We start from the raw sequence: 24,918 nt of genomic DNA, 5'->3' as shown, positions 1-24,918 counted from the left end.
GGGCCCTCCCGGCGACAGCCGGGAGAGTGACTCACCACGCTTCAGCCCGCCGCTTCCCCGCCCTTTCCGGTGGGGGAGCCGGCGGGCTCTCGCGTTTCCACGGGCGTCGCCGTACGGATCGGACGGGGCCTGCCCGGTATGGCCGCCGGCGGGCGTTCCGGTGTGGCGAGGGCCCGCCGCACCGCCGCATCCAGCGACAGCTCACGGCCCTCCCGCGCACATGAGGCGTACCGCTCGGCCCCCAGCACCTTGCCCGCCTGCTGCTCGCACAGGGCCCGCGGCCCGCTGAAGTGGCCGGAGCCGAAGAGCGGCATCCCGACCGCACCCCACACCGGGGACGCGGCGCCCTGGAGCACGGCCGCCTCCGCCGGGTCCCCCTCGCCGGCCGTCACCAGCGCCAGCAGCTCGATCGCGAGTACCAGGCCCACCAGATCGTTGAACCGGTGGTCGATGACGACGGCGTCCTGGAGCAGGGTCCGCGCCCGGACGTGGTCGCCGCCCCTCCACGCCGCATAGGCCAGGACGTACAGCGCATAGGCGCGGGTCCACAGCTCGCCGCGCTCCTCGCAGATCTCCCGTACCTCCTCGCAGAGGCCGACCGCCTCCCCCAGGCGGTTCTGGAAGACGAGCGCCATGGCCAGCTCGACCTGTCCCATCAGCACATTGCTGTTGAGTTCGCCGAGGTCCCGGTAGGCCGCGAGGGCCGAGCGGATCAGCTCCTCGGCGCGCGGCATGTCGTCGGACAGCAGGGCCAGGCACCCCATGCGGTGGACGGCGTACGCCGCCGCCACCGGGTTGCCGGTGCGGCCCGCCTCCTCGCGGCACTCGTGCAGCGCGCCCGCGGCCGCCGCACTGTCGCCCTGGAGGATCGCCACATAGCCGAGCACCCACAGGGCCTTGAGCCGCGACTCCTCGTGGTCCCCGGCCTGTGCGAGCGCCCGGTCCAGCCAGTGCCTTCCCTCCGCGAGCCGGCCGCAGCCGGCCCAGTAGAACCACAGCGTGCCCGCCAGGTGGTGACCCAGATGCGTGTCCTCGGCGGACTCCAGGCACAGCTCCAGTGCGGCCCGCAGATTGGGCAGCGCGCTGTCGGTGCAGTCCGCCACCTCCGGCTGCCGCGGACTGAACCACTCCAGCTCGCACCAGGTGGCCAGTCCCACGTACCAGTCCCTGTGCCGCTTACGCATCCGCAAGGAGTCGCCGAGGGCCTCCAGCCACTCGGCGCCGTACGCGCGGACGGTGTCGAGCAGGCGGTAGCGCACGCCCGCGGGCGTCTCCTCACGGAAGACCACGGACTGCGCGAGCAGCCCGGAGAGCACGTCCAGCACCTGTTCGGCGGGGAGATCGGGGCCGCTGCAGACGTACTCCACGGCCTCCAGATCGAACTGGCCGGCGAACACCGACAGCCGCGCCCACAGCAGCCGCTCCTCGGGGGTGCACAGCTCATGGCTCCAGCCGACCGCCGTACGCAGCGTCTGATGGCGCGGCAGCGCGCCCCGGCTGCCACCGGTCAGCAGCAGGAAGCGGTCGTCCAGCCGCTGGAGCAGCTGGTCGAGGGAGAGCGCGGAGAGCCGGCCCGCCGCCAGTTCCAGCGCGAGGGGGATTCCGTCGAGACGGCGGCACAGCTCCCGTACCGCCCCCGTGTTCTCGTCGGACAGCCCGAAATGCGGCAGCACCGCCGTCGCGCGGTCCGCGAAGAGCCGCACCGCGTCGCTCTCCGTCAGCGGTGCCAGCGGGAAGACCACCTCGCCCGCCAGCCGCAGCGAACGGCGGCTCACCGCCAGGACCTGAAGACCGGGGGAGTGCCGCAGCAGATCCCGTACGAGCTCGGCGCCGTCGTCGACGAACTGCTCGAAGCCGTCCAGCACCAGAAGCAGCCGGCGCTCCGCGAGGTGGCCGAGGAGGACCTCGCGGGGCGGTCTGCTGGTGTGGTCGGTGATGCCGAGGGCGGTGACCAGCGCATGGGCGACCAGCGCGGGGTCGGACAGCGTGGACAGTTCGCACAGCCACACCCCGTCGCGGTGGCTGCCCTGCTCCCGCAGCCCGGCCGCGACACGGATCGCCAGCCGTGACTTCCCCACACCGCCCGCTCCGGCGACGGTGACCAGCCGGGCGCCGCTGTCGATCAGCCGGGCGAGCGCGCCCTGCTCGTCGGCCCGGCCCACGAACGGGGTCAGTTCCGCCGGGAGACGGCCCCGCGGCGGGGAGTGATCGTCGGGCGATGGGCCGTTGCGAGAGGTGCGCCGCATAGGACACGGAGCGTACCCGCGTGTAAGCACTCCGTACAATCTGCTTGCACAACTCCCTCCGGCCCCCTGGTAATGCGGTTCGGGGTGTGACCCTGGGCGCGATAGGGTCGGAGGACGTTTTCCGACGTGTTTTCAGCGACTAGCAGAGAGCGGTGCAGCGTGACCGGTGGAGAGGTTGCCGGGATCCTGGTGGCCGTCTTCTGGGCGATCCTGGTCTCCTTCCTCGCCGTGGTGCTGGTGAGGTTGGCCCAGACGCTCAAGGCGACCACCCGGCTCGTGGCGGACGTGACCGAGCAGGCAGTGCCGCTTCTGTCCGACGCCTCCGCGACGGTCCGCTCCGCGCAGACGCAGCTGGACCGGGTCGACGCGATCGCGACCGACGTTCAGGAAGTCACCTCCAACGCCTCCGCGCTCTCCACCACCGTCGCGTCCACCTTCGGCGGCCCGCTGGTCAAGGTCGCCGCCTTCGGCTACGGCGTGCGCCGGGCGATGAGCCGCAAGGGCGACGGCACGGCACCCGAGCCGTCCCGCCGGTCAGTGATCGTCGGCCGTACCGTGCCGGCCGCCCGGCGAAAGAAGCAGAGGGGCTGACGCACCATGTTCCGCCGCACGTTCTGGTTCACCGCCGGCGCCGCAGCCGGCGTCTGGGCCACCACCAAGGTCAACCGCAAGCTGAGGCAGCTGACCCCCGAGAGCCTCGCCGCCCAGGCGGCCAACAAGGCGATCGACGCGGGCCACAAGCTCAAGGACTTCGCACTCGACGTCAGGGCCGGAATGGTCCAGCGCGAGACCGAACTGGGCGAGGCGCTCGGCCTCGAGACGCCGCCCGGCGGCCCCGAACTGCCCGCGCAGCGCCGCCTCGCCGCCGTCGAGCCGCCGAGGCGCCCGTTCGACCAGCACGACAAGCGTTCCTATACATCGCACAACCGGAATGAGGACCACTGATGGAGTCGGCTGAAATCCGCCGCCGCTGGCTGAGCTTCTTCGAGGAGCGCGGGCACACCGTCGTGCCTTCGGCGTCGCTCATCGCGGACGACCCGACTCTGCTGCTGGTCCCCGCGGGCATGGTGCCCTTCAAGCCGTACTTCCTCGGCGAGGTCAAGCCGCCGTTCCCGCGCGCCTCCAGTGTGCAGAAGTGCGTGCGTACGCCGGACATCGAAGAGGTCGGCAAGACCACGCGGCACGGCACCTTCTTCCAGATGTGCGGCAACTTCTCCTTCGGCGACTACTTCAAGGAAGGCGCCATCAAGCTCGCCTGGGAGCTGCTGACCACCCCGGTGGCGCACGGCGGCTACGGGCTGGACCCGGAGAAGCTCTGGATCACGGTGTACGAGGAGGACGACGAGGCCGAGCGCATCTGGCGCGACGTCGTCGGTGTCCCCGCCGAGCGCATCCAGCGCCTGGGCAAGAAGGACAACTACTGGTCGATGGGGGTCCCCGGACCCTGCGGACCGTGCTCCGAGATCAACTACGACCGCGGCCCCGAGTTCGGCGAAGAGGGCGGCCCGGCCGTCAACGACGAGCGCTATGTGGAGATCTGGAACCTGGTCTTCATGCAGTACGAGCGCGGCGAGGGCACCGGCAAGGAGGACTTCGAGATCCTCGGTGACCTCCCGTCGAAGAACATCGACACGGGTCTCGGCCTCGAGCGTCTCGCCATGATCCTCCAGGGCGTACAGAACATGTACGAGACCGACACCCTGAAGGTCGTCATCGACAAGGCCACCGAGCTGACCGGCGTGCGCTACGGCGCCGAGCACGGCTCGGACGTCTCCCTGCGCGTGGTCGCCGACCACATGCGGACGTCCGTGATGCTGATCGGCGACGGCGTCACGCCCGGCAACGAGGGCCGCGGCTACGTGCTGCGCCGCATCATGCGCCGCGCCGTCCGCAATATGCGGCTCCTCGGCGCCACGGGCCCGGTCGTCGGTGAGCTCGTCGACACGGTCATCAAGACGATGGCCGAGCAGTACCCGGAGCTGGAGACCGACCGCAAGCGGATCGAGACCGTCGCCCTCGCCGAAGAGGCCGCCTTCCTCAAGGCCCTCAAGGGCGGCACCAACATCCTCGACACGGCCGTCACCGAGACCAAGTCCTCCGGCTCCACGGTCCTCGCCGGCGACAAGGCCTTCCTGCTCCACGACACCTGGGGCTTCCCGATCGACCTCACGCTCGAAATGGCCGCCGAGCAGGGCCTGTCGGTCGACGAGGACGGCTTCCGCCGTCTGATGCAGGAGCAGCGGGAGCGTGCCAAGGCCGACGCCAAGGCCAAGAAGATCGGCCACGCGGACGTCACGGCCTACCGCGAGATCGCCGACGGCTCCGGAGCCACCGAGTTCACCGGCTACACCAACACCGAGGGCGAGACCACGATCGTCGGTCTGCTCGTCAACGGCGTTCCCTCGCCGGCCGCTTCGGAGGGCGACGAGGTCGAGATCGTCCTCGACCGGACCCCGTTCTACGCCGAGGGCGGCGGCCAGCTCGCCGACCACGGCCGTATCAAGCTGCACAGCGGGGCCGTCGTCGTGGTCCGCGACGTGCAGCAGCCGGTTCCCGGCGTCACCGTGCACAAGGGTTCGGTCCAGGTCGGCGAGGTGACGGTGGGCGCCACTGCCTACGCCACCATCGACGTGCGCCGCCGCCGCGCCATCGCCCGCGCGCACAGTGCCACCCACCTCACGCACCAGGCGCTGCGCGACGCCCTCGGGCCCACGGCCGCCCAGGCCGGTTCGGAGAATTCGCCGGGTCGCTTCCGCTTCGACTTCGGCTCGCCCGCCGCCGTGCCCGGCACGGTGCTCACCGACGTCGAGCAGAAGATCAACGAAGTGCTCGCCCGTGAGCTCGACGTGCACGCCGAGGTCATGAGCATCGACGAGGCCAAGCGACAGGGTGCCATCGCCGAGTTCGGTGAGAAGTACGGCGAGCGTGTACGCGTCGTGACCATCGGCGACTTCTCCAAGGAACTGTGCGGTGGCACGCACGTGCACAACACCGCGCAGCTGGGCTTGGTGAAGTTGCTCGGCGAGTCCTCCATCGGCTCCGGCGTGCGCCGTATCGAAGCCCTCGTCGGCGTCGACGCGTACAACTTCCTCGCCAAGGAGCACACGGTCGTCGCCCAGCTCCAGGAGCTGGTCAAGGGCCGTTCCGAGGAGCTTCCCGAGAAGATCTCCGCCATGCTCGGCAAGCTGAAGGACGCCGAGAAGGAGATCGAGAAGTTCCGCGCGGAGAAGGTCCTCCAGGCCGCCGCCGGGCTCGTCGAGAGCGCCAGGGACGTACGCGGCGTGGCCCTCGTCACCGGTCAGGTGCCGGACGGCACCTCCGCGGACGACCTGCGCAAGCTGGTGCTCGACGTCCGGGGCCGTATCCAGGGCGACCGTCCCGCCGTCGTCGCTCTGTTCACCACCGCGAACGGTCGGCCGCTCACGGTCATCGCCACCAACGAGGCCGCCCGCGAGCGCGGCCTCAAGGCCGGAGACCTCGTGCGCACCGCTGCCAAGACGCTGGGCGGCGGAGGCGGCGGCAAGCCGGACGTCGCGCAGGGCGGCGGGCAGAACCCGGCCGCCGTCGGCGACGCCGTGGCCGCCGTCGAGCGCATGGTCGCCGAGACCGCGTGATGCGCCGGGGACGCCGTCTCGCGATCGACGTCGGGGACGCCCGTATCGGGGTCGCCTCGTGCGACCCCGACGGGGTCCTCGCGACGCCGGTGGAGACCGTGCCGGGACGGGACGTCCCGGCCGCCCACCGGCGGCTGCGGCAGCTCGTCGAGGAGTACGAACCGATCGAGGTCGTCGTGGGCCTGCCCCGCTCGCTCAACGGCGGGGAGGGGCCCGCCGCGGCCAAGATCCGGGTATTCGCCCAGGAGCTCGCTCGCGGGATCGCACCGCTTCCGGTGCGACTTGTGGACGAGAGGATGACCACATTGACGGCCAGTCAGGGGCTCCGCGCTTCGGGCGTGAAGTCCAAAAAGGGCCGCTCTGTCATCGACCAGGCTGCCGCTGTGGTGATTCTCCAGAACGCTCTGGAGTCCGAACGGGCGTCGGGAGCTGCTCCCGGCGAGTCCGTCGAAGTGGTTGTCTGATCGCGATACGGTAACGTTCCGCGCGATGCGGCGGTGTTCGAACAGCTGCCGCTCAGCAAAGAGGCGGGACGCGTCAAAGCCTGCCTCGCGGCCCTAGGGGATCGATGACTGATTATGGCCGGGGCCCCGGCTCCGAACCGTGGCATCCCGATGACCCTTTGTACGGCGACGCGGGATGGGAAGGGCAGCAGGCCGCGGCCGGTCAGGCCGCCTACGGCCAGCAGCCGCATCAGCAGTACGCGCAGCAGCAGCCGCAGCAGCACTACGGACCCCAGGACCCGTACCAGCAGCAGTACGCCCAGCAGCAGTACCCCCAGCAGCAGTACCAGCAGCAGGGGTACGACCAGCAGGCCTACGCGCAGCAGCAGTACGCCCAGCAGAACCAGCACCCGCAGCACCCGCAGAACCAGCACCCGCAGCATCAGCAGCAGCACAACGACGGCTGGGACACGGGTCAGCACGCGGCCATGCCCTACCCGGGCGACCCCGCCGACACCTACGGCGGTCCGCCCCCGGGTTACAACAGCCGCCAGGAGGCGGACTACTACGCGACCCCCGAGGCCTACCCTCCGCCGCAGCCCCCGGGCCGGCGGCAGGCCGAGCCGGAGCCCGCGCCCACCGAGTGGGAGACGGAGGCGGCGAAGGAGGGCGAAGAGACCCACCCCTTCTTCACCGGCGACGACGGCCGTGACGACGACGGGGAGTACGACGACGACCCCCGCGAGACGCGGCGCGGCGGCGGCAGCGAGCGCCGTGGGAAGACCAAGAAGAAGAGCCGTAACGGTTGTGCATGCCTGGTCGTCTCGCTCGTCCTCGTGGGCGGTCTCGGCGGCGTCGGCTACTTCGGCTACCAGTTCTGGCAGGGCCAGTTCGGCGCCGCGGCGGACTTCGAGGGCGAGGGCACCGGCTCCGTCGAGGTGGAGATCCCCAAGGGCGCCGGCGGGTACGAGATCGGCAGGATCCTCAAGGACAGCGGTGTCATCAAGAGCGTGGACGCGTTCGTGTCCGCGCAGGAGAAGAACCCCAAGGGCAAGACCATCCAGGACGGCAACTACGTCCTGAAGAAGGAGATGTCGGCGGCCAGCGTCGTCGAACTGATGCTCAGCCCGGGCAGCCGCAACAACCTGATCATCGCCGAGGGCCGGCGCAACGTCCTGGTCTACGCCGAGATCGACAAGCGCCTGGATCTCCCGGCGGGCACCACGAAGACGGTGGCCACGAAAGAGGCGAAGAACCTCGGGCTGCCCGAGTGGGCGCTCAACCGCCCCAAGGTCAAGGACCCGCTGGAAGGATTCCTCTTCCCTGCCAGCTACTCGGCGGCCAAGGGCAACAAGCCCGAGGCCGTGCTCCGCAAGATGGTGGCCCGCGCCAACGCGGAGTACGAGAAGGCCGGTCTGGAGGACAAGGCGAAGAGCCTCGGACTCGAGGGTCCGTGGGAGCTGCTGACGCTCGCCAGCCTGGTGCAGGTCGAGGGCAAGACGGACGACGACTTCCGCAAGATGTCCGAGGTCGTCTACAACCGCCTCAAGCCGACCAACACGGAGACCAACCAGGAGTTGCAGTTCGACTCGGCCTTCAACTACCTCAAGGGCGAGAGCAACATCGACATCTCCGAGCAGGAGATCAACACCAACCCGGACCCCTACAACACGTACACCAACAAGGGGCTCACGCCGGGGCCCATCAGCAACCCCGGCAACGCGGCGATCGCTGCGGCGCTGAATCCGACGAAGGAAGGCTGGATGTACTTCGTCGCGACCGACGGCAAGGACAAGACGGAATTCGCCAAGACCCACGCCGAGTTCCTGAAGCTCAAGGAAAAGTTCGATGCCCGCAACGACTGAGGCACGGCGTGCGGCGGTCCTCGGATCGCCCATCGCCCACTCGCTCTCCCCGGTGCTCCACCGTGCCGCGTACGCGGCGCTGGGCCTCACCCACTGGACGTACGACCGGTTCGAGGTGGACGAGGACGCGCTGCCGGACTTCGTGAAGGGGCTCGACGGCTCCTGGGCCGGCCTGTCGCTGACCATGCCGCTGAAGCGGGCGGTCATCCCCTTGCTGGACGGCATGAGCGACACCGCCGCGTCCGTGGAGGCCGTCAACACGGTCGTCCTCACCGCGGACGGCCGGCGGCTCGGTGACAACACCGACATTCCCGGCATGATCGCCGCCCTGCGGGAACGCGGCGTCGACAAGGTCGACTCCGCGGCCGTGCTCGGCGCCGGTGCGACGGCCTCCTCGGCCCTCGCCGCCCTCGCGCGCATCTGCACCGGACCCGTCACCGCGTACGTACGCAGCGCGGGCCGGGCGGCCGAGATGCGCGGCTGGGGCGAGCGGCTCGGTGTGGACGTCCGCATCGCCGACTGGGCGGAGGCGGACGCGGCACTCCAGGCGCCGCTCGTCATCGCCACCACCCCGGCCGGTGCCACCGACGACCTCGTGTCGGAGGTGCCCGACCGGCCCGGCACCCTCTTCGACGTGCTCTACGAGCCGTGGCCGACCGCCCTGGCCGCCGGATGGTCGGCGCGGGGCGGAGCGGTCGTCGGCGGCCTCGACCTCCTGGTGCACCAGGCGGTCCTCCAGGTCGAGCAGATGACGGGCCGCGCACCGGCGCCCCTGGCCGTGATGCGAGCCGCGGGCGAACGGGCGCTGGAAGCCCGCTAGGGCTTTGCGTTTGGATCAGGGGGCAGGCGGGTGCTCGAAGCCCGCTGGAGTTGCCGTCCCGGTCGAGGCCGGCCCCGCGAGGCGGTGCGGCGTTCTTCCCGGTGGTCCACGCGCCTGGCCGGGGCAAAGCCGCTGACACACGCTGATACGCGGCGTCCGACTGCTGGACCGGCGGCCGGGTCCCACGTCCGGACATGGGAGGATCGTGGGTAGGCGGGCCAGGGCCGCGCTGCCCCAGTTGTCGCTGGGACGTGTCCCGGGCCGCGCCGTCGCAGTCCCAGGCGCGAGCAGGAGGAGCACCGTTGAGCAGGTTGCGTTGGCTGACGGCGGGGGAGTCGCACGGACCCGCACTGGTGGCGACGCTGGAGGGTCTTCCCGCCGGTGTGCCGATCACCACGGACATGGTGGCGGACCACCTTGCCCGTCGGCGTCTCGGCTACGGACGCGGTGCGCGGATGAAGTTCGAGCGCGACGAGGTGACCTTCCTCGGCGGTGTGCGCCACGGGCTGACGATGGGCTCGCCGGTCGCGGTCATGGTCGGCAACACCGAGTGGCCGAAGTGGGAGAAGGTCATGGCGGCCGACCCCGTCGACCCCGACGAGCTGGCCGCGCTCGCCCGTAACGCGCCGCTGACCCGGCCCCGCCCGGGCCACGCCGACCTCGCGGGTATGCAGAAGTACGCCCTGGACGAGGCCCGCCCGATCCTGGAGCGCGCCAGCGCCCGGGAGACCGCCGCCCGGGTCGCGCTCGGCGCCGTCGCCCGCTCCTACCTCAAGGAGACGGCCGGCATCGAGATCGTCTCCCATGTGGTGGAGCTCGCCGGGGCCAAGGCTCCGTACGGCGTCGTCCCGACCCCGGCCGACGTGGAGAAGCTGGACGCCGACCCGGTCCGCTGCCTGGACGCGGACGCGTCGAAGGCGATGGTCGCGGAGATCGACCAGGCCCACAAGGACGGCGACACCCTCGGCGGAGTCGTCGAGGTGCTCGCCTACGACGTCCCGGTCGGCCTCGGCTCGCACGTGCACTGGGACCGGCGCCTCGACGCACGGCTCGCGGCCGCGCTCATGGGCATCCAGGCCATCAAGGGCGTCGAGGTCGGCGACGGCTTCGAACTGGCCCGGGTGCCGGGATCGAAGGCCCACGACGAGATCGTGCCCACCGCGGACGGGCTCCGTCGCTCGACGGGCCGCTCCGGCGGTACCGAGGGCGGCATGTCCACCGGTGAGCTGCTGCGGGTGCGCGCGGCCATGAAGCCGATCGCGACCGTCCCGCGTGCGCTGGCGACCGTCGACGTCGCCACCGGCGAGGTCGCGGCCGCCCACCACCAGCGCTCCGACGTCTGCGCCGTGCCCGCCGCCGGCATCGTCGCCGAGGCGATGGTGGCGCTGGTGCTCGCCGACGCGGTGGCCGAGAAGTTCGGCGGCGACAGCGTGAGCGAGACCAGCCGCAACGTGCGCTCGTACCTCGACAACCTGCACATCCGGTGAGCGCCCCGCTGATCGTCCTGGTCGGGCCCATGGGCTCCGGCAAGTCCACCGTCGGCGCGCTGCTCGCCGAGCAGCTGGGCGTGGCCTACCGGGACACCGACGCCGACATCGTCGCGTCCGAGGGACGGGAGATCTCGGACCTCTTCGTCGACGAGGGCGAACCCTACTTCCGTGAGCTGGAGCGCGCGGCCGTACGGAACGCGGTCGCCACCCACACCGGTGTGCTCTCCCTCGGCGGCGGCGCCGTCCTCGACGACGCGAGCCGCGAGCTGCTCGCCGGCCTGCCCGTCGTCTACCTCTCGATGGAGGTGGAGGAGGCGGTCCGGCGCGTGGGACTGAACCAGGCCCGGCCGCTCCTCGCCGTCAACCCCCGCAAGCAGTGGCGCGAGCTGATGGACGCCCGCCGTCATCTGTACACCGAGGTGGCCCGCGTGGTCGTGGCCACCGACGAACGCACCCCCGAAGAGGTCGCCGAGGCGGTCCTCGACGCTTTGGAGCTGAAGGACGTATGACCGATCAGTCCGTGACCCGTATCCAGGTCGGCGGTACGGAAGGCTCCGATCCGTACGAGGTCCTGGTGGGCCGTCAGCTGCTCGGTGAGCTCCCCGCGCTGATCGGGCGGGCGCAGCGTGTGGCCGTCCTGCACCCCGAGGCGCTCGCCGAGACGGGCGAGGCGATCCGCGAGGACCTGGCGTCCCAGGGATACGAGGCCATCGCGATCCAGCTGCCGAACGCCGAGGAGTCCAAGACCGTCGAGGTCGCCGCGTACTGCTGGAAGGCCCTCGGGCAGACCGGCTTCACCCGCAGCGACGTCGTCATCGGTGTCGGCGGCGGCGCCACCACCGACCTCGCGGGCTTCGTCGCGGCGACCTGGCTGCGCGGGGTGCGCTGGATCGCCCTGCCGACCACGGTGCTCGGCATGGTCGACGCGGCGGTCGGCGGCAAGACGGGTATCAACACCGCCGAGGGAAAGAACCTCGTCGGCGCCTTCCACCCGCCGGTCGGCGTCCTGTGCGACCTGGCCGCGCTCGACTCGCTGCCGGTCAACGACTACGTCAGCGGTCTGGCGGAGATCATCAAGGCCGGTTTCATCGCCGACCCGGCGATCCTGGAGCTCATCGAGGCCGACCCGGAGGGCGCGCGCTCGCCCGCCGGACAGCATGCCGCCGAGCTGATCGAACGGTCCATCCGGGTCAAGGCCGAGGTCGTCTCCAACGACCTCAAGGAGTCGGGTCTGCGCGAGATCCTCAACTACGGCCACACCCTCGCCCACGCCATCGAGAAGAACGAGCGCTACAAGTGGCGCCACGGTGCCGCGGTCTCGGTCGGCATGGTCTTCGCCGCCGAACTGGGCCGGCTGGCGGGGCGGCTCGACGACGCGACCGCCGACCGGCACCGTGCGGTCCTCGAGTCCGTGGGGCTGCCGCTGACCTACCGCGGCGACCAGTGGCCGAAGCTCCTGGAGACCATGAAGGTCGACAAGAAGTCCCGCGGCAACCTGCTGCGCTTCATCGTCCTCGACGGTCTTGCCAAGCCGACCGTGCTGGAGGGCCCGGACCCGGCGGTGCTGCTCGCCGCGTACGGCGAGGTGTCCGCGTGACCCGCCGGGTACTGGTGCTCAACGGACCCAACCTGGGGCGCCTCGGCTCCCGCGAGCCCGACGTCTACGGCGCCACCTCCTACGCCGGACTGGTGGAGGCCTGCCAGACGCTCGGCAAGGAACTCGGCTTCGACGTCGACGTACGCGAGACGAACGACGAGGGCGAGATGATCCGCTGGCTGCACGAAGCGGCGGACGGATCGATTCCGGTCGTTCTCAACCCCGGTGCCTTCACCCACTACTCGTACGGCATGCGGGACGCCGCAGCGCAGCGCACCGCTCCGCTGATCGAGGTGCACATCTCCAACCCCTACGCACGCGAGACATTTCGGCACACTTCGGTGGTGGCCGCCGTCGCCAGCGGTACGGTCGCCGGCTTCGGCATCGGCTCCTACCGGCTCGCCCTGCGCGCACTGGCGGAGGAAATCGCGGGCTGAACAGGGCACTTCGGGCCGATCCCGGCCGTTCACCCAGTGGCGGCCGGGACTTCGAGAACGTATTCCGGCGCCGCCGCGGGGTACGGTTCGGTAGCAACGGCGGCCGAGCTGCCGCCTGACCAGCGACAGTCGCACGAGACGGAGTGGCACCGGATGCAGCACGCAGTGGGGGGTCCGCTGCCGCCCCACCGGCCGGGGCACGGACCGGCCGGATGGACACACAGCGCCCAGCACCCCGGGCCGCCGCCGGGCCCTGTGCCCGGACACCCTTCCGCACCGCCGCAGGGTCCGCCGCCCGGACATCCGGCCGCACCGCCGCAGGGCCCGCCGCCCGCCGGACACGCTCCCCGGCCGCAGCAGCCCGCACACCCGGGACCGCCGCCCCCGCACACCGGGCAGCAGCCCCCGCAGGGCTGGACGGGACCGGGGCCCCAGCACCCCTCCGCGGCGCCGCCGTCCCGCGACACCACCGGGCACGTCCCGCTGCCGCCCGGCGGACCGGTTCCCATACCCGCGCCCCCGCAGAACGACGGCGGCACCGGCACGGCCACCCTCGCCGTCCTGCTCATCGGCCCGGCCGGAGCCGGCAAGACGACCGTGGCCCGCCACTGGGCGACCAGCCGACGCGTCCCCACGGCCCACATCAGCCTCGACGACGTCCGCGAATGGGTCTGCACGGGCTTCGCCGACCCCCAGTCCGGGTGGAACGACAGCTCCGAGGCCCAGTACCGCCTCGCCCGCCGCACCTGTGGCTTCGCCGCCCGCAACTTCCTGGCCAACGGGATCTCCTGCATCCTCGACGACGCCGTCTTCCCCGACCGCCCGGTCGTGGGACTCGGCGGCTGGAAGCGGCACGTCGGCCCCGGCCTGCTGCCCGTCGTGCTGCTCCCCGGCCTCGAGGTCGTGCTGGAGCGCAACGCCGAGCGCAGCGGGAACCGGCGGCTCTCCGACGAGGAGGTGGCGAGCATCCACGGCCGGATGGCCGGCTGGTACGGCTCGGGCCTGCCGATCATCGACAACTCCAAGTACGACGTGGAGACCACCGCCCGGGTCCTCGACGAGGTCCTCGCCCGCTCCATCGCGAGTCCGCCGGCCTGGTAGCCGCCCGCCGTGCGCCATGCCCCCGGTCGGACGCGCTGACCGGGCCGCCCCGCGCCCGCGCTCGTAGGCTCGGAAACATGTCAGAGGTGTATGGCGTCCGCCGCAGCCGGCTGCGCGACCGGTGCGCGGCCACCGGCAGCGACGGAGCCCTGGTCTCCCGTCCCGCGAACGTCCGCTATCTCGCGGGCGGAGCGCCTCCCGGGGCCGTTCTGCTGATGGGCCGGGCCGAGGACATCCTGCTCTGCCCCCGTGCGCTCACCGGCGACCCCGCCGACGGCCGCCCGGACGATCGGCTGCGGCTGTCCGTCCTGCCCACCTCCGCGGGTGACCCCGCGGTCGCCGCCGCCGAGCTGGCCCGGACGGAGGGCGTCGAATCCCTCGCCGTCGAGGAGCACCACCTGACCGTCGTCCGCCATCGCGCGCTGCGCTCGGTGGCGCCCCGGCTGCGCATCGCCGACCTGGGCCTCGCCGTCGAGCACCTGCGCATCGTCAAGGACGAGGAGGAGATCGCCTGCCTGCGCATCGCGGCGGAGATCACCGATCAGGCGCTGGGCGAGCTGCTGGAGTCCATCCTGGTCGGGCGCACCGAGCGGCATCTCGCCCTCGAACTGGAGCGGCGGCTCGTGGACCACGGCGCCGACGGCCCCGCGTTCGCCACCTCCGTCGCGACCGGACCGAACTCGGGCCGTGGCGGTCACCGCCCCACCGACCGCAGAGTCGAGGAGGGTGATTTCCTCTCCGTCTGCGTCGGTGCCAATTACCGCGGGTACCGCTGCGAGATCGGCCGCACCTTCGTGATCGGCACCTCGCCCGCGGACTGGCAGATCGAGCTGTACGACATCGTCTTCGCCGCTCAGCGGGCCGCTCGGGAGTCCCTTCTGCCCGGCGCCGCGTACCGCGAGGTCGACCACGCGGCCCGGCAGATCCTCAACGCCGCGGGCCACGGAGAGGGCCTCGCACAGCTCACCGGGCACGGTGTGGGGCTCGAAATCGAGGAGGACCCGCGGCTGGGCCCTGCCGCCATGGGTAAACTGGACGCTTGTGTGCCGGTCACCGTCGAACCGGGGGTCCACGTCCCCGGCCGGGGAGGTGTCCGGATCGATGACACGCTCGTCGTGCGCCAGGAGGCGGACGGCGGACCCGAGCTACTCACCATCACGACCAAGGAACTGCTCGCGCTCTAGCCTCGCGGCAGCGCGTTTCCTCGGTCGTCCACCAGCGTCAGTCCAGGAGATTCCGCAACCGTGGCTTCCACGAACGACCTCAAGAACGGCATGGTGCTCAAGCTCGACGGAGGCCAGCTCTGGTCCGTCGTCGAGTTCCAGCACGTCAAGCCCGGCAAGGGCCCTGCCTTCGTGCGCACCAAGCTCAAGAACGTGCTCTCCGGCAAGGTCGTCGACAAGACGTTCAACGCCGGCGTGAAGGTCGAGACGGCCACCGTCGACCGCCGCGACATGCAGTTCTCGTACATGGACGGCGAGTACTTCGTGTTCATGGACATGCAGACCTATGACCAGCTCATGGTCGACCGCAAGGCCGTCGGCGATTCCGCCAACTACCTGATCGAGGGCTTCACGGCCAGCGTCGCCCAGCACGAGGGCGAGGTGCTGTACGTCGAGCTGCCGGCCGCCGTCGAGCTGGTCATCCAGGAGACCGAGCCGGGCGTCCAGGGCGACCGCTCCACCGGCGGCACCAAGCCCGCCACCCTCGAGACGGGCTTCACCATCCAGGTCCCGCTCTTCATCACCACCGGTGAGAAGATCAAGGTCGACACCCGTTCCGGCGACTACCTCGGCCGGGTGAACAGCTAACCGTGGCTGCTCGCAACAAGGCCCGTAAGCGCGCCTTCCAGATCCTCTTCGAGGCCGACCAGCGCGGGGCGTCCGTGCAGACGGTCCTCGCGGACTGGGTCCGGCACGCACGGTCCGACGACCGGCAGCCGCCCGTCGGTGAGTACACCATGGAGCTGGTCGAGGGGTACGCGGAGTACGCGGACCGGATCGACGACCTCATCGCCACGTACGCGGTCGGCTGGACGATCGACCGGATGCCGGTCGTCGACCGGAACATCCTGCGGCTCGGCGCGTACGAGCTGGTGTGGGTGGACGAGACCCCGGACGCGGTGGTGATCGACGAGGCGGTGCAGCTCGCCAAGGAGTTCTCCACCGATGAGTCCCCTGCGTTCGTGAACGGCCTGCTGGGCCGCTTCAAGGACCTCAAGCCGAGCCTGCGCCGCTCGTAGCGCGCGGGACGGTTTCACCGGGCCCGGGACGGAAGACGAACGGTCTTCCGTCCCGGGCCCGGTGCATGTCCGGCCTCTCCGTGCCCGGGCTCCGCACGCACCACGACGGCGACCGAACGTACGTCCTGACGGGGCGACAGCAGCCTGTCGGGGCCCAAGCGTTGGCCAAAGCTCGGGAGCTGTCCGGGCTGCCGGGGACCCGGGAACCGGGCCGGATCCGACGGGTTGTCAGACCCGCGGATCCGGAGCGACACGTCGGACCGGGACCCCCGCGGGGGAGCGGGAGAAAAGCGTCGGAGGGCGAACCCGCGTACGACGGGTTCGCCCTCCGATGTGACGTTTCTCCTGAAGTGGGATCAGCCCTCTTCGTGGGTCACGGCACGGCGGGCATCGGCGTCCAGGACGCCCCAGCTGATCAGCTGCTCGGTCAGGACGGACGGCGACTGGTCGTAGATGACCGCCAGCGTGCGCAGGTCGTCCTGGCGGATCGACAGCACCTTGCCGTTGTAGTCGCCGCGCTGGGACTGGATCGTCGCTGCGTAGCGCTGCAGCGGGCCCGCCTTCTCCTGCGGGACGTGGGCGAGGCGCTCCAGGTCCAGCACGAGCTTCGGCGGCGGCTCGGCGGCTCCGCCGGGCGTGGTGCCGGGCAGCAGCTCCTGGACCGGAACGCCGTAGAAGTCGGCCAGCTCGGCGAGGCGCTGCACGGTCACGGCGCGGTCGCCGCGCTCGTAGGACCCGACCACGACGGCCTTCCAGCGGCCCTGGGACTTCTCTTCCACGCCGTGGAGGGACAGCCCCTGCTGCGTGCGGATGGCGCGGAGCTTGGCCCCGAGCTGCTTTGCGTATTCGCTGGACATATAGCTCCCCGGACGAAGTCTGGTAACTCACTGTGAGGTTACGCAGCGTTACTTGGATGCGTCAAGCCGAATGGGGCCGGACCGGTTGTTGACAGGGGCGCGACCAGCCGCCCCGCAAGGCCCTGATACGGTGGGTGGCGCAAATCCGACGTCCTTTAACGTCCGTCCCGTGAGGCGGAGAAGGAGGTCCGTTTCTTATGGACGCCAGTAGCTCCGATGTGGCACGCCCCGTTCTCGAGGCGCCCGACATCGCGCGGGTTCTGACCCGCATCGCCCACGAGATCGTCGAACGCGCCAAGGGCGCCGACGACGTGGTTCTTCTCGGCATTCCGACCCGCGGTGTGTTCCTCGCCCGCCGGCTCGCCGACAAGCTCGAGGAGATCACCGGCCGCAAGATGCCGGTCGGCTCGCTCGACATCACCATGTACCGCGACGACCTGCGGATGCGGCCCGCTCGCACGCTGGCCCGCACCGACATCCCCGGTGACGGTGTGGACGGCCGGCTCGTCGTCCTCGTCGACGATGTGCTCTTCTCCGGCCGCACCATCCGCGCCGCCCTCGACGCGCTCGGCGACATCGGCCGCCCGCGCGCCGTGCAGCTGGCGGTCCTGGTCGACCGCGGCCACCGCGAGCTGCCCATCCGTGCCGACTACGTCGGCAAGAACCTCCCCACGTCGTTGCGGGAGACGGTCAAGGTCCTGCTCGCCGAGGAAGACGGTCGCGACACCGTGCTCCTCGGTGTCCGCGAGGCCGCCCCGGCCGGCGAGCAGTAGCGCTTTCTCCGTACGGCCCAGGTGCCGTACGGACGCCTCTGCACGCCCGCAAGTCCACCGTGCCCCGCCCGGGTCACCCCCAGCCGGCACACCGACCGCCACACACCGGAGCACACCCAGATGAAGCGTCACCTCATCTCGGCCGCCGACCTCACCCGTGACGACGCCGTCCTGATCCTCGACACCGCCGAGGAGATGGCCCGGGTCGCGGACCGGCCGATCAAGAAGCTGCCCACCCTGCGCGGACGCACCGTCGTCAACCTGTTCTTCGAGGACTCGACCCGCACCCGGATCTCCTTCGAGGCCGCCGCCAAGAGGCTGTCCGCCGACGTCATCAACTTCTCCGCCAAGGGGTCGTCGGTCTCCAAGGGCGAATCGCTCAAGGACACCGCCCTGACCCTGGAGGCGATGGGCGCGGATGCCGTCGTCATCCGCCACCACGCCTCCGGCGCGCCCTACCGGCTGGCGAACTCCGGCTGGATCGACGGAGCCGTCGTCAACGCGGGCGACGGCACCCACGAGCACCCCACCCAGGCCCTGCTGGACGCCTTCACGATGCGCCGCCGCCTGGTCGGGCGGGACGCCGGCCTCGGCCGCGACCTGGAAGGGCGCCGGATCACCGTCGTCGGCGATGTGCTGCACAGCCGCGTCGCCCGCTCCAACGTCCTGCTGCTGAACACCCTGGGCGCCGAGGTCACCCTGGTCGCCCCGCCGACGCTCGTCCCGATCGGCGTCGAGAACTGGCCGTGCCAGGTGTCGTACAGCCTCGACGAGGTGCTGCCCAAGTCCGACGCCGTGATGATGCTGCGGGTGCAGCGCGAGCGGATGAACGCCGCGTTCTTCCCGACCGAGCGCGAGTACTCGCGCCGCTACGGCCTGGACGGCGACCGCATGGCGCGGATGCCGGAGCACGCCATCGTCATGCACCCCGGCCCGATGAACCGCGGCATGGAGATCACCGCCGAGGTCGCCGACTCCGACCGCTGCACCGCCGTCGAGCAGGTCGCCAACGGCGTCTCGATCCGGATGGCCGTCCTGTACCTGCTGCTGGGCGGTAATGAGCCCGCCGTCAGCCCCGCCCACTCCCGTACCGAGGAGAGCAAGTAACCATGAGCAAGATCCTTATCCGTGGCGCGAAGGTGCTGGGCGGCGAGCCGCAGGACGTCCTGATCGACGGCGAGACCATCGCGGCCGTCGGCGCCGGCCTGAGCGCCGAGGGCGCGACCGTGATCGAGGCCGAGGGCAGGATCCTGCTGCCGGGCCTCGTCGACCTGCACACCCATCTGCGCGAGCCCGGCCGCGAGGACTCCGAGACCGTCCTGACCGGCACCAAGGCCGCCGCCGTCGGCGGCTTCACCGCCGTCCACGCCATGGCCAACACCTTCCCGGTCGCCGACACCGCCGGCGTCGTCGAGCAGGTCTGGCGGCTCGGCAAGGAGTCGGGCTACTGCGACGTCCAGCCGGTCGGCGCCGTCACCGTGGGCCTGGAGGGCAAGCAGCTCGCCGAGCTCGGCGCGATGCACGACTCCGCCGCCGGGGTGAAGGTCTTCTCCGACGACGGAAAATGCGTCGACGACGCGGTGATCATGCGCCGTGCGCTGGAGTACGTGAAGGCCTTCGACGGCGTCGTCGCCCAGCACGCGCAGGAGCCCCGCCTGACCGAGGGCGCCCAGATGAACGAGGGCGTCGTCTCCGCAGAGCTCGGCCTCGGAGGCTGGCCCGCCGTCGCCGAGGAGTCGATCATCGCCCGCGATGTCCTCCTCGCCGCCCACGTCGGCTCCCGGGTGCACATCTGCCACCTCTCCACCGCCGGCTCCGTGGAGATCGTCCGCTGGGCCAAGTCCAAGGGCTGGGACGTCACCGCCGAGGTCACCCCGCACCACTTGCTGCTCACCGACGACCTGGTGCGCACCTACAACCCCGTCTACAAGGTCAACCCGCCGCTGCGCACCGAGGCCGACGTGATGGCCCTGCGCGAGGCGCTCGCCGACGGCACCATCGACTGCGTCGCCACCGACCACGCCCCGCACCCGCACGAGGACAAGGACTGCGAGTGGGGCGCGGCGGCCATGGGCATGGTCGGCCTGGAGACCGCGCTCTCCGTCGTCCAGGAGACGATGATCGAGACCGGCCTGACCGACTGGGCGGGTGTCGCCGACCGGATGTCCTTCCGGCCCGCGAAGATCGGCCGCCTGAAGGGCCACGGACGCCCCGTCTCGGCAGGTGAGCCCGCGAACCTCACGCTCGTCGATCCGGCATACCGTGGAGCGGTGGACCCCGCGGGCTTCGCGTCCCGCAGCCGCAACACGCCGTACGAGGGCCGTGAGCTGCCGGGACGCGTCACCCACACCTTCCTGCGGGGCCGCGCCACGGTCGTCGACGGGAAGCTCGCGTGACAACTCATCTCCACATCGCCGCCGCGAAGCAGTCCGCGGAGGTCACCGACTGGGCGGCCCGCGCGGGCTGGGTCGTCGGGCTGCTGCTCTTCATCGCCTTCGTCTACTGGCTGATGCGCCAGGGCTGGAAGTGGCGGGGCAGCCTGCAGTCCGGTCTGCCGGAGCTCCCCACCGCGCCGGACGCGCCCGGAGAGGCCAAGCTGACCATGACGGGCCGGTACCACGGCTCGACCACGGCCGGTCAGTGGCTCGACCGCATCGTGGCGCACGGTCTGGGCACCCGCAGCCGTGTGGAGCTCACCCTGACCGACGCGGGACTGGATGTCGTACGCCCCGGGGCCGCCGACTTCTTCGTCCCCGCGGCACAGCTGCGCGAGGCACGGCTCGACAAGGGGATCGCCGGCAAGGTGCTCGCCGAGGGCGGGCTGCTGATCGTCACCTGGCAGCACGGCGAGACGCTCATCGACTCGGGCTTCCGCTCGGACCACGCGGCCGAGCACACCGCCTGGGTCGAGGCCGTCAACTCCATGAACACGCACATCACGACGGAAGGCACCGCACGATGACGACCTCCACCCGGGGAACCGCGAAGGTTCCCGCCGTACTCGTCCTGGAGGACGGCCGCATCTTCCGCGGCCGCGCCTACGGGGCCGTGGGGGAGACCTTCGGCGAGGCGGTGTTCAACACCGGCATGACCGGTTACCAGGAGACGCTGACCGACCCCTCGTACCACCGCCAGGTCGTCGTGATGACCGCCCCGCACGTCGGCAACACCGGCGTCAACGACGAGGACGACGAGTCCCGCAAGATCTGGGTCGCCGGATACGTCGTACGCGACCCCGCCCGCGTCCGCTCCAACTGGCGCTCGCGGCGCACCCTCGACGACGAGCTCGTCGCCCAGGGCGTCGTCGGCATCAGCGACATCGACACCCGCGCCCTCACCCGCCATCTGCGCGAGCGCGGCGCGATGCGCGTCGGCATCTTCTCCGGGGAAGGGCTGGCCGACGACGGGACGCTGCTCACCCGCGTCCGGCAGGCCCCCGAGATGTCGGGCGCCGATCTGTCCGCCCAGGTGGCCACCACCGACGCCTACGTCGTCCCCGCCATCGGCACCAAGCGCTTCACCGTGGTCGCTCTCGACCTCGGCATCAAGGGCATGACCCCGCACCGGATGGCCGAGCGCGGTATCGAGGTGCACGTCCTGCCCGCCACCGCCACGGTCGACGAGGTGTACGCGGTCCGGCCCGACGGCGTCTTCCTGTCCAACGGCCCGGGCGACCCCGCCACCGCCGACCTGACCGTAGTCAAGGCAGTCCTGGAGCGCGGCACTCCGCTGTTCGGCATCTGCTTCGGCAACCAGCTCCTCGGCCGCTCGCTCGGCTTCGGCACCTACAAGCTGAAGTACGGCCACCGCGGCATCAACCAGCCCGTCCAGGACCGCTCCACGGGCAAGGTCGAGGTCACCGCGCACAACCACGGCTTCGCCGTCGACGCCCCGCTCGACCAGGTCTCCGAGACGCCCTACGGGCGCGCCGAGGTCTCCCACGTCTGTCTCAACGACAACGTGGTGGAGGGCCTGCGGCTGCTCGACCGCCCGGCCTTCAGCGTCCAGTACCACCCCGAGGCGGCCGCGGGCCCGCACGACGCCGCGTACCTCTTCGACCGCTTCGTATCCCTGATGGAGGGCCAGCGTGCCTAAGCGCTCCGACATCCAGTCCGTTCTGGTCATCGGCTCCGGCCCGATCGTCATCGGCCAGGCCGCGGAGTTCGACTACTCCGGCACCCAGGCCTGCCGCGTCCTCAAGTCCGAGGGCCTGCGCGTCATCCTGGTGAACTCCAACCCGGCGACGATCATGACCGACCCGGAGATCGCCGACGCCACCTACGTCGAGCCCATCACCCCCGAGTTCGTCGAGAAGATCATCGCCAAGGAGCGGCCCGACGCGCTGCTGCCCACCCTCGGCGGTCAGACCGCGCTCAACACCGCGATCTCCATGCACGAGCAGGGAGTGCTGGAGAAGTACGGCGTCGAGCTCATCGGCGCCAATGTCGAGGCGATCAACAAGGGCGAGGACCGTGACCTCTTCAAGGAGGTCGTCGAGGCCGTCCGGCAGAAGATCGGCCACGGCGAGTCCGCCCGCTCCGTCATCTGCCACTCCATGGACGACGTGATCAAGGGCGTCGACACCCTCGGCGGTTACCCCGTCGTCGTCCGTCCCTCCTTCACCATGGGCGGCGCCGGCTCCGGCTTCGCCCACGACGAGGGCGAACTGCGCCGTATCGCCGGCCAGGGGCTGACGCTCTCACCGACCACCGAGGTGCTCCTGGAGGAGTCCATCCTCGGCTGGAAGGAGTACGAGCTCGAGCTGATGCGCGACAAGAACGACAACGTCGTGGTCGTGTGCTCCATCGAGAACTTCGACCCCATGGGCGTGCACACCGGCGACTCGATCACCGTCGCCCCCGCGATGACCCTCACCGACCGCGAGTACCAGCGGCTGCGCGACATCGGCATCGCGATCATCCGCGAGGTCGGCGTCGACACCGGCGGCTGCAACATCCAGTTCGCCGTCAACCCCGACGACGGCCGGATCATCGTCATCGAGATGAACCCCCGCGTCTCCCGCTCCTCGGCGCTGGCGTCCAAGGCGACCGGCTTCCCGATCGCCAAGATCGCGGCCCGGCTCGCCGTCGGCTACACCCTCGACGAGATCCCGAACGACATCACCGAGAAGACCCCGGCGTCCTTCGAGCCCACGCTCGACTACGTCGTCGTCAAGGTGCCCCGCTTCGCCTTCGAGAAGTTCCCCTCCGCCGACGCCACCCTGACCACCACCATGAAGTCGGTGGGCGAGGCCATGGCGATCGGCCGGAACTTCACCGAGGCTCTGCAGAAGGCGCTGCGGTCCCTGGAGAAGAAGGGCTCGCAGTTCGCCTTCACCGGCGAGCCCGGTGACAAGGACGAGCTGCTGCGCGTCGCCGTCACCCCGACCGACGGCCGCATCAACACCGTCATGCAGGCCATCCGCGCGGGTGCCACCCCCGAGGAGGTCTTCGAGGCGACGAAGATCGACCCGTGGTTCGTCGACCAGCTGTTCCTGATCAAGGAGCACGCCGACGAGCTGGCCGCCGCCGAGAAGCTCGGCCCGGAGCTCCTCGCCGAGGCCAAGCGGCACGGCTTCTCCGACGCCCAGATCGCGGAGATCCGCGGGCTGCGCGAGGACGTCGTGCGCGAGGTCCGGCACGCGCTGGGCGTCCGGCCGGTCTACAAGACCGTCGACACCTGCGCCGCCGAGTTCGCCGCCAGGACCCCGTACTTCTACTCCTCGTACGACGAGGAGAGCGAGGTCGCCCCGCGCGAGAAGCCCGCCGTGATCATCCTCGGCTCCGGTCCGAACCGCATCGGTCAGGGCATCGAGTTCGACTACTCCTGCGTCCACGCCTCCTTCGCGCTCAGCGAGGCCGGCTACGAGACCGTGATGGTCAACTGCAACCCCGAGACGGTCTCCACCGACTACGACACCTCCGACCGGCTCTACTTCGAGCCGCTCACCCTGGAGGACGTACTGGAGATCGTGCACGCCGAGACACTCGCCGGCCCCATCGCCGGCGTCGTCGTCCAGCTCGGCGGCCAGACCCCGCTGGGTCTGGCCCAGGCGCTCAAGGACAACGGTGTGCCGGTCGTCGGCACCTCCCCGGAGGCGATCCACGCCGCCGAGGACCGCGGCGCGTTCGGCCGCGTCCTGAAGGAGGCCGGACTCCCCGCGCCCAAGCACGGCACCGCGACCACCTTCGCCGAGGCCAAGGCCATCGCCGACGAGATCGGCTACCCGGTCCTGGTGCGCCCGTCGTACGTGCTCGGCGGCCGCGGCATGGAGATCGTGTACGAGGAGAGCCGCCTCGAGACGTACATCGCCGAGTCCACCGAGATCAGCCCCACCCGGCCGGTCCTGGTCGACCGCTTCCTCGACGACGCCATCGAGATCGACGTCGACGCCCTCTACGACGGCACCGAGCTCTACCTCGGCGGCGTCATGGAGCACATCGAGGAGGCCGGCATCCACTCCGGCGACTCGGCGTGCGCGCTGCCCCCGATCACGCTCGGCGGCTTCGACATCAAGCGGCTGCGCGCCTCGACCGAGGCCATCGCCCGGGGCGTCGGCGTACGCGGACTGATCAACATCCAGTTCGCGCTGGCCGGCGACATCCTGTACGTCCTGGAGGCCAACCCGCGCGCCTCCCGCACCGTCCCCTTCACCTCGAAGGCGACCGCCGTGCCGCTGGCGAAGGCCGCCGCCCGTATCTCGCTGGGCGCGACCATCGCCGAACTGCGCGGCGAGGGCCTGCTCCCGGCCCGCGGCGACGGTGGCACGCTCCCCATGGACGCGCCGATCTCCGTCAAGGAGGCCGTGATGCCGTGGTCGCGCTTCCGCGACATCCACGGCCGCGGCGTCGACACCGTCCTCGGCCCGGAGATGCGCTCCACCGGTGAGGTCATGGGCATCGACACCGTATTCGGCACGGCGTACGCCAAGTCGCAGGCCGGTGCGTACGGTCCGCTGCCCACCAAGGGCCGCGCGTTCATCTCCGTCGCCAACCGCGACAAGCGCTCGATGATCTTCCCGGCCCGCGAGCTCGTCGCCCACGGCTTCGAGCTGCTCGCCACCTCCGGCACGGCCGAGGTGCTCAAGCGCAACGGCATCAACGCCACGATCGTGCGCAAGCACTCCGAGGGCGAAGGGCCGGACGGCGAGAAGACCATCGTCCAGCTGATCCACGACGGCCAGGTCGACCTCATCGTCAACACGCCCTACGGCACGGGCGGCCGTCTCGACGGCTACGACATCCGGACGGCAGCGGTGGCGCGCAGCGTGCCGTGTCTGACGACGGTCCAGGCGCTCGCCGCCGCCGTCCAGGGCATCGACGCGCTCAACCGCGGTGACGTGGGCGTCCGTTCCCTCCAGGAACACGCCGAACATCTGATCGCGGCCCGCGACTAGCCACCCACGAGGGGGACACCACACGGTGTCCCCCTCT

At 70.8% G+C, this 24,918-nt stretch carries 22 protein-coding genes; 20 read left to right on the top strand and 2 right to left on the bottom strand.

The features are described 5' to 3' along the window. Positions 1-41 precede the first annotated feature (41 nt). A complete protein-coding gene (locus tag ACQPWZ_RS06150) occupies positions 42-2,246 on the bottom strand; it encodes an ATP-binding protein (protein WP_433570854.1) in 2,205 nt (734 codons plus the stop codon). A 159-nt stretch (positions 2,247-2,405) separates the two neighbouring features. Here ACQPWZ_RS06150 and ACQPWZ_RS06145 point away from each other — a divergent pair, with 159 nt between their 5' ends. From ACQPWZ_RS06145 to nusB, 14 genes are all read left to right on the top strand, one after another. After that, a complete protein-coding gene (locus ACQPWZ_RS06145; RefSeq protein WP_340472088.1) occupies positions 2,406-2,837 on the top strand; it encodes a DUF948 domain-containing protein in 432 nt (143 codons plus the stop codon). 6 nt (positions 2,838-2,843) lie between these two features. After that, positions 2,844-3,191 (top strand): DUF6167 family protein, encoded by a 348-nt coding sequence (locus ACQPWZ_RS06140; protein ID WP_340472087.1) that lies wholly within the window; start codon positions 2,844-2,846, stop codon positions 3,189-3,191. Then, complete coding sequence (alaS, locus tag ACQPWZ_RS06135; RefSeq protein ID WP_433570853.1) at positions 3,191-5,860, top strand: alanine--tRNA ligase; 2,670 nt, start codon at positions 3,191-3,193, stop codon at positions 5,858-5,860. Before ACQPWZ_RS06140 ends, alaS begins: the two co-directional genes overlap by 1 nt. Then, positions 5,860-6,324 (top strand): Holliday junction resolvase RuvX, encoded by a 465-nt coding sequence (gene ruvX, locus ACQPWZ_RS06130; protein ID WP_313949084.1) that lies wholly within the window; start codon positions 5,860-5,862, stop codon positions 6,322-6,324. The genes alaS and ruvX overlap by 1 nt, the downstream gene beginning before the upstream one ends. Before the next feature lie 104 nt (positions 6,325-6,428). Beyond that, a complete protein-coding gene (gene mltG, locus ACQPWZ_RS06125) occupies positions 6,429-8,168 on the top strand; it encodes an endolytic transglycosylase MltG (RefSeq protein WP_433570852.1) in 1,740 nt (579 codons plus the stop codon). Beyond that, positions 8,152-8,988: a shikimate dehydrogenase gene (locus ACQPWZ_RS06120; RefSeq protein WP_433570851.1), complete on the top strand. Its 837-nt coding sequence runs from the start codon at positions 8,152-8,154 to the stop codon at positions 8,986-8,988. Before mltG ends, ACQPWZ_RS06120 begins: the two co-directional genes overlap by 17 nt. Before the next feature lie 302 nt (positions 8,989-9,290). Next, positions 9,291-10,475: a chorismate synthase gene (aroC, locus tag ACQPWZ_RS06115; RefSeq protein WP_340472083.1), complete on the top strand. Its 1,185-nt coding sequence runs from the start codon at positions 9,291-9,293 to the stop codon at positions 10,473-10,475. Further along, positions 10,472-10,987, top strand: a complete 516-nt coding sequence (locus ACQPWZ_RS06110; RefSeq protein ID WP_383244323.1) for a shikimate kinase — start codon at positions 10,472-10,474, stop codon at positions 10,985-10,987. Before aroC ends, ACQPWZ_RS06110 begins: the two co-directional genes overlap by 4 nt. After that, positions 10,984-12,075, top strand: a complete 1,092-nt coding sequence (aroB, locus tag ACQPWZ_RS06105; protein ID WP_356704590.1) for a 3-dehydroquinate synthase — start codon at positions 10,984-10,986, stop codon at positions 12,073-12,075. The genes ACQPWZ_RS06110 and aroB overlap by 4 nt, the downstream gene beginning before the upstream one ends. Then, positions 12,072-12,512: a type II 3-dehydroquinate dehydratase gene (aroQ, locus tag ACQPWZ_RS06100; RefSeq protein ID WP_340472080.1), complete on the top strand. Its 441-nt coding sequence runs from the start codon at positions 12,072-12,074 to the stop codon at positions 12,510-12,512. The genes aroB and aroQ overlap by 4 nt, the downstream gene beginning before the upstream one ends. 153 nt (positions 12,513-12,665) lie before the next feature. Beyond that, a complete protein-coding gene (locus ACQPWZ_RS06095; protein WP_405568423.1) occupies positions 12,666-13,613 on the top strand; it encodes an AAA family ATPase in 948 nt (315 codons plus the stop codon). Between the two features lie 77 nt (positions 13,614-13,690). Continuing rightward, positions 13,691-14,797, top strand: coding sequence for an aminopeptidase P family protein (locus tag ACQPWZ_RS06090; RefSeq protein ID WP_356704587.1), 1,107 nt, complete (start codon positions 13,691-13,693; stop codon positions 14,795-14,797). 60 nt (positions 14,798-14,857) lie between these two features. After that, complete coding sequence (gene efp, locus ACQPWZ_RS06085; RefSeq protein ID WP_313947475.1) at positions 14,858-15,424, top strand: elongation factor P; 567 nt, start codon at positions 14,858-14,860, stop codon at positions 15,422-15,424. A 2-nt stretch (positions 15,425-15,426) separates the two neighbouring features. After that, on the top strand, positions 15,427-15,855 hold the full coding sequence (gene nusB / locus ACQPWZ_RS06080; RefSeq protein WP_313947476.1) for a transcription antitermination factor NusB: 429 nt from the start codon (positions 15,427-15,429) through the stop codon (positions 15,853-15,855). A 356-nt stretch (positions 15,856-16,211) separates the two neighbouring features. Here nusB and bldD read toward each other — a convergent pair whose 3' ends face one another. Next, on the bottom strand, positions 16,212-16,712 hold the full coding sequence (gene bldD, locus ACQPWZ_RS06075) for a transcriptional regulator BldD (RefSeq protein WP_266489365.1): 501 nt from the start codon (positions 16,710-16,712) through the stop codon (positions 16,212-16,214). Positions 16,713-16,909: 197 nt separating this feature from the next. On the opposite strand from bldD, the gene pyrR reads away from it, so the two are divergent. The 6 genes from pyrR (at position 16,910) to carB (ending at position 24,881) form a co-directional block, all read left to right on the top strand. Then, complete coding sequence (gene pyrR, locus ACQPWZ_RS06070; RefSeq protein ID WP_327685227.1) at positions 16,910-17,485, top strand: bifunctional pyr operon transcriptional regulator/uracil phosphoribosyltransferase PyrR; 576 nt, start codon at positions 16,910-16,912, stop codon at positions 17,483-17,485. A 120-nt stretch (positions 17,486-17,605) separates the two neighbouring features. Next, positions 17,606-18,592: an aspartate carbamoyltransferase catalytic subunit gene (locus ACQPWZ_RS06065; protein WP_313947478.1), complete on the top strand. Its 987-nt coding sequence runs from the start codon at positions 17,606-17,608 to the stop codon at positions 18,590-18,592. A 2-nt stretch (positions 18,593-18,594) separates the two neighbouring features. Then, positions 18,595-19,881, top strand: a complete 1,287-nt coding sequence (locus ACQPWZ_RS06060) for a dihydroorotase (protein WP_313947479.1) — start codon at positions 18,595-18,597, stop codon at positions 19,879-19,881. Continuing rightward, a complete protein-coding gene (locus tag ACQPWZ_RS06055) occupies positions 19,878-20,447 on the top strand; it encodes a hypothetical protein (RefSeq protein ID WP_313947480.1) in 570 nt (189 codons plus the stop codon). The genes ACQPWZ_RS06060 and ACQPWZ_RS06055 overlap by 4 nt, the downstream gene beginning before the upstream one ends. After that, complete coding sequence (gene carA, locus ACQPWZ_RS06050; RefSeq protein ID WP_356704584.1) at positions 20,444-21,580, top strand: glutamine-hydrolyzing carbamoyl-phosphate synthase small subunit; 1,137 nt, start codon at positions 20,444-20,446, stop codon at positions 21,578-21,580. The genes ACQPWZ_RS06055 and carA overlap by 4 nt, the downstream gene beginning before the upstream one ends. Further along, positions 21,573-24,881 carry a carbamoyl-phosphate synthase large subunit gene (carB, locus tag ACQPWZ_RS06045; RefSeq protein ID WP_405568417.1) on the top strand — a complete coding sequence of 1,103 codons (3,309 nt, stop codon included), beginning with the start codon at positions 21,573-21,575 and terminating at the stop codon, positions 24,879-24,881. Before carA ends, carB begins: the two co-directional genes overlap by 8 nt. Positions 24,882-24,918: the final 37 nt, after the last annotated feature.

This window comes from Streptomyces sp. CA-251247, assembly GCF_050952975.1.
Lineage (GTDB): Bacteria > Actinomycetota > Actinomycetes > Streptomycetales > Streptomycetaceae > Streptomyces > Streptomyces achmelvichensis.
Note: the sequence above shows the minus strand (reverse complement) of the source record. Positions and strands in the feature narration are given on the sequence as shown.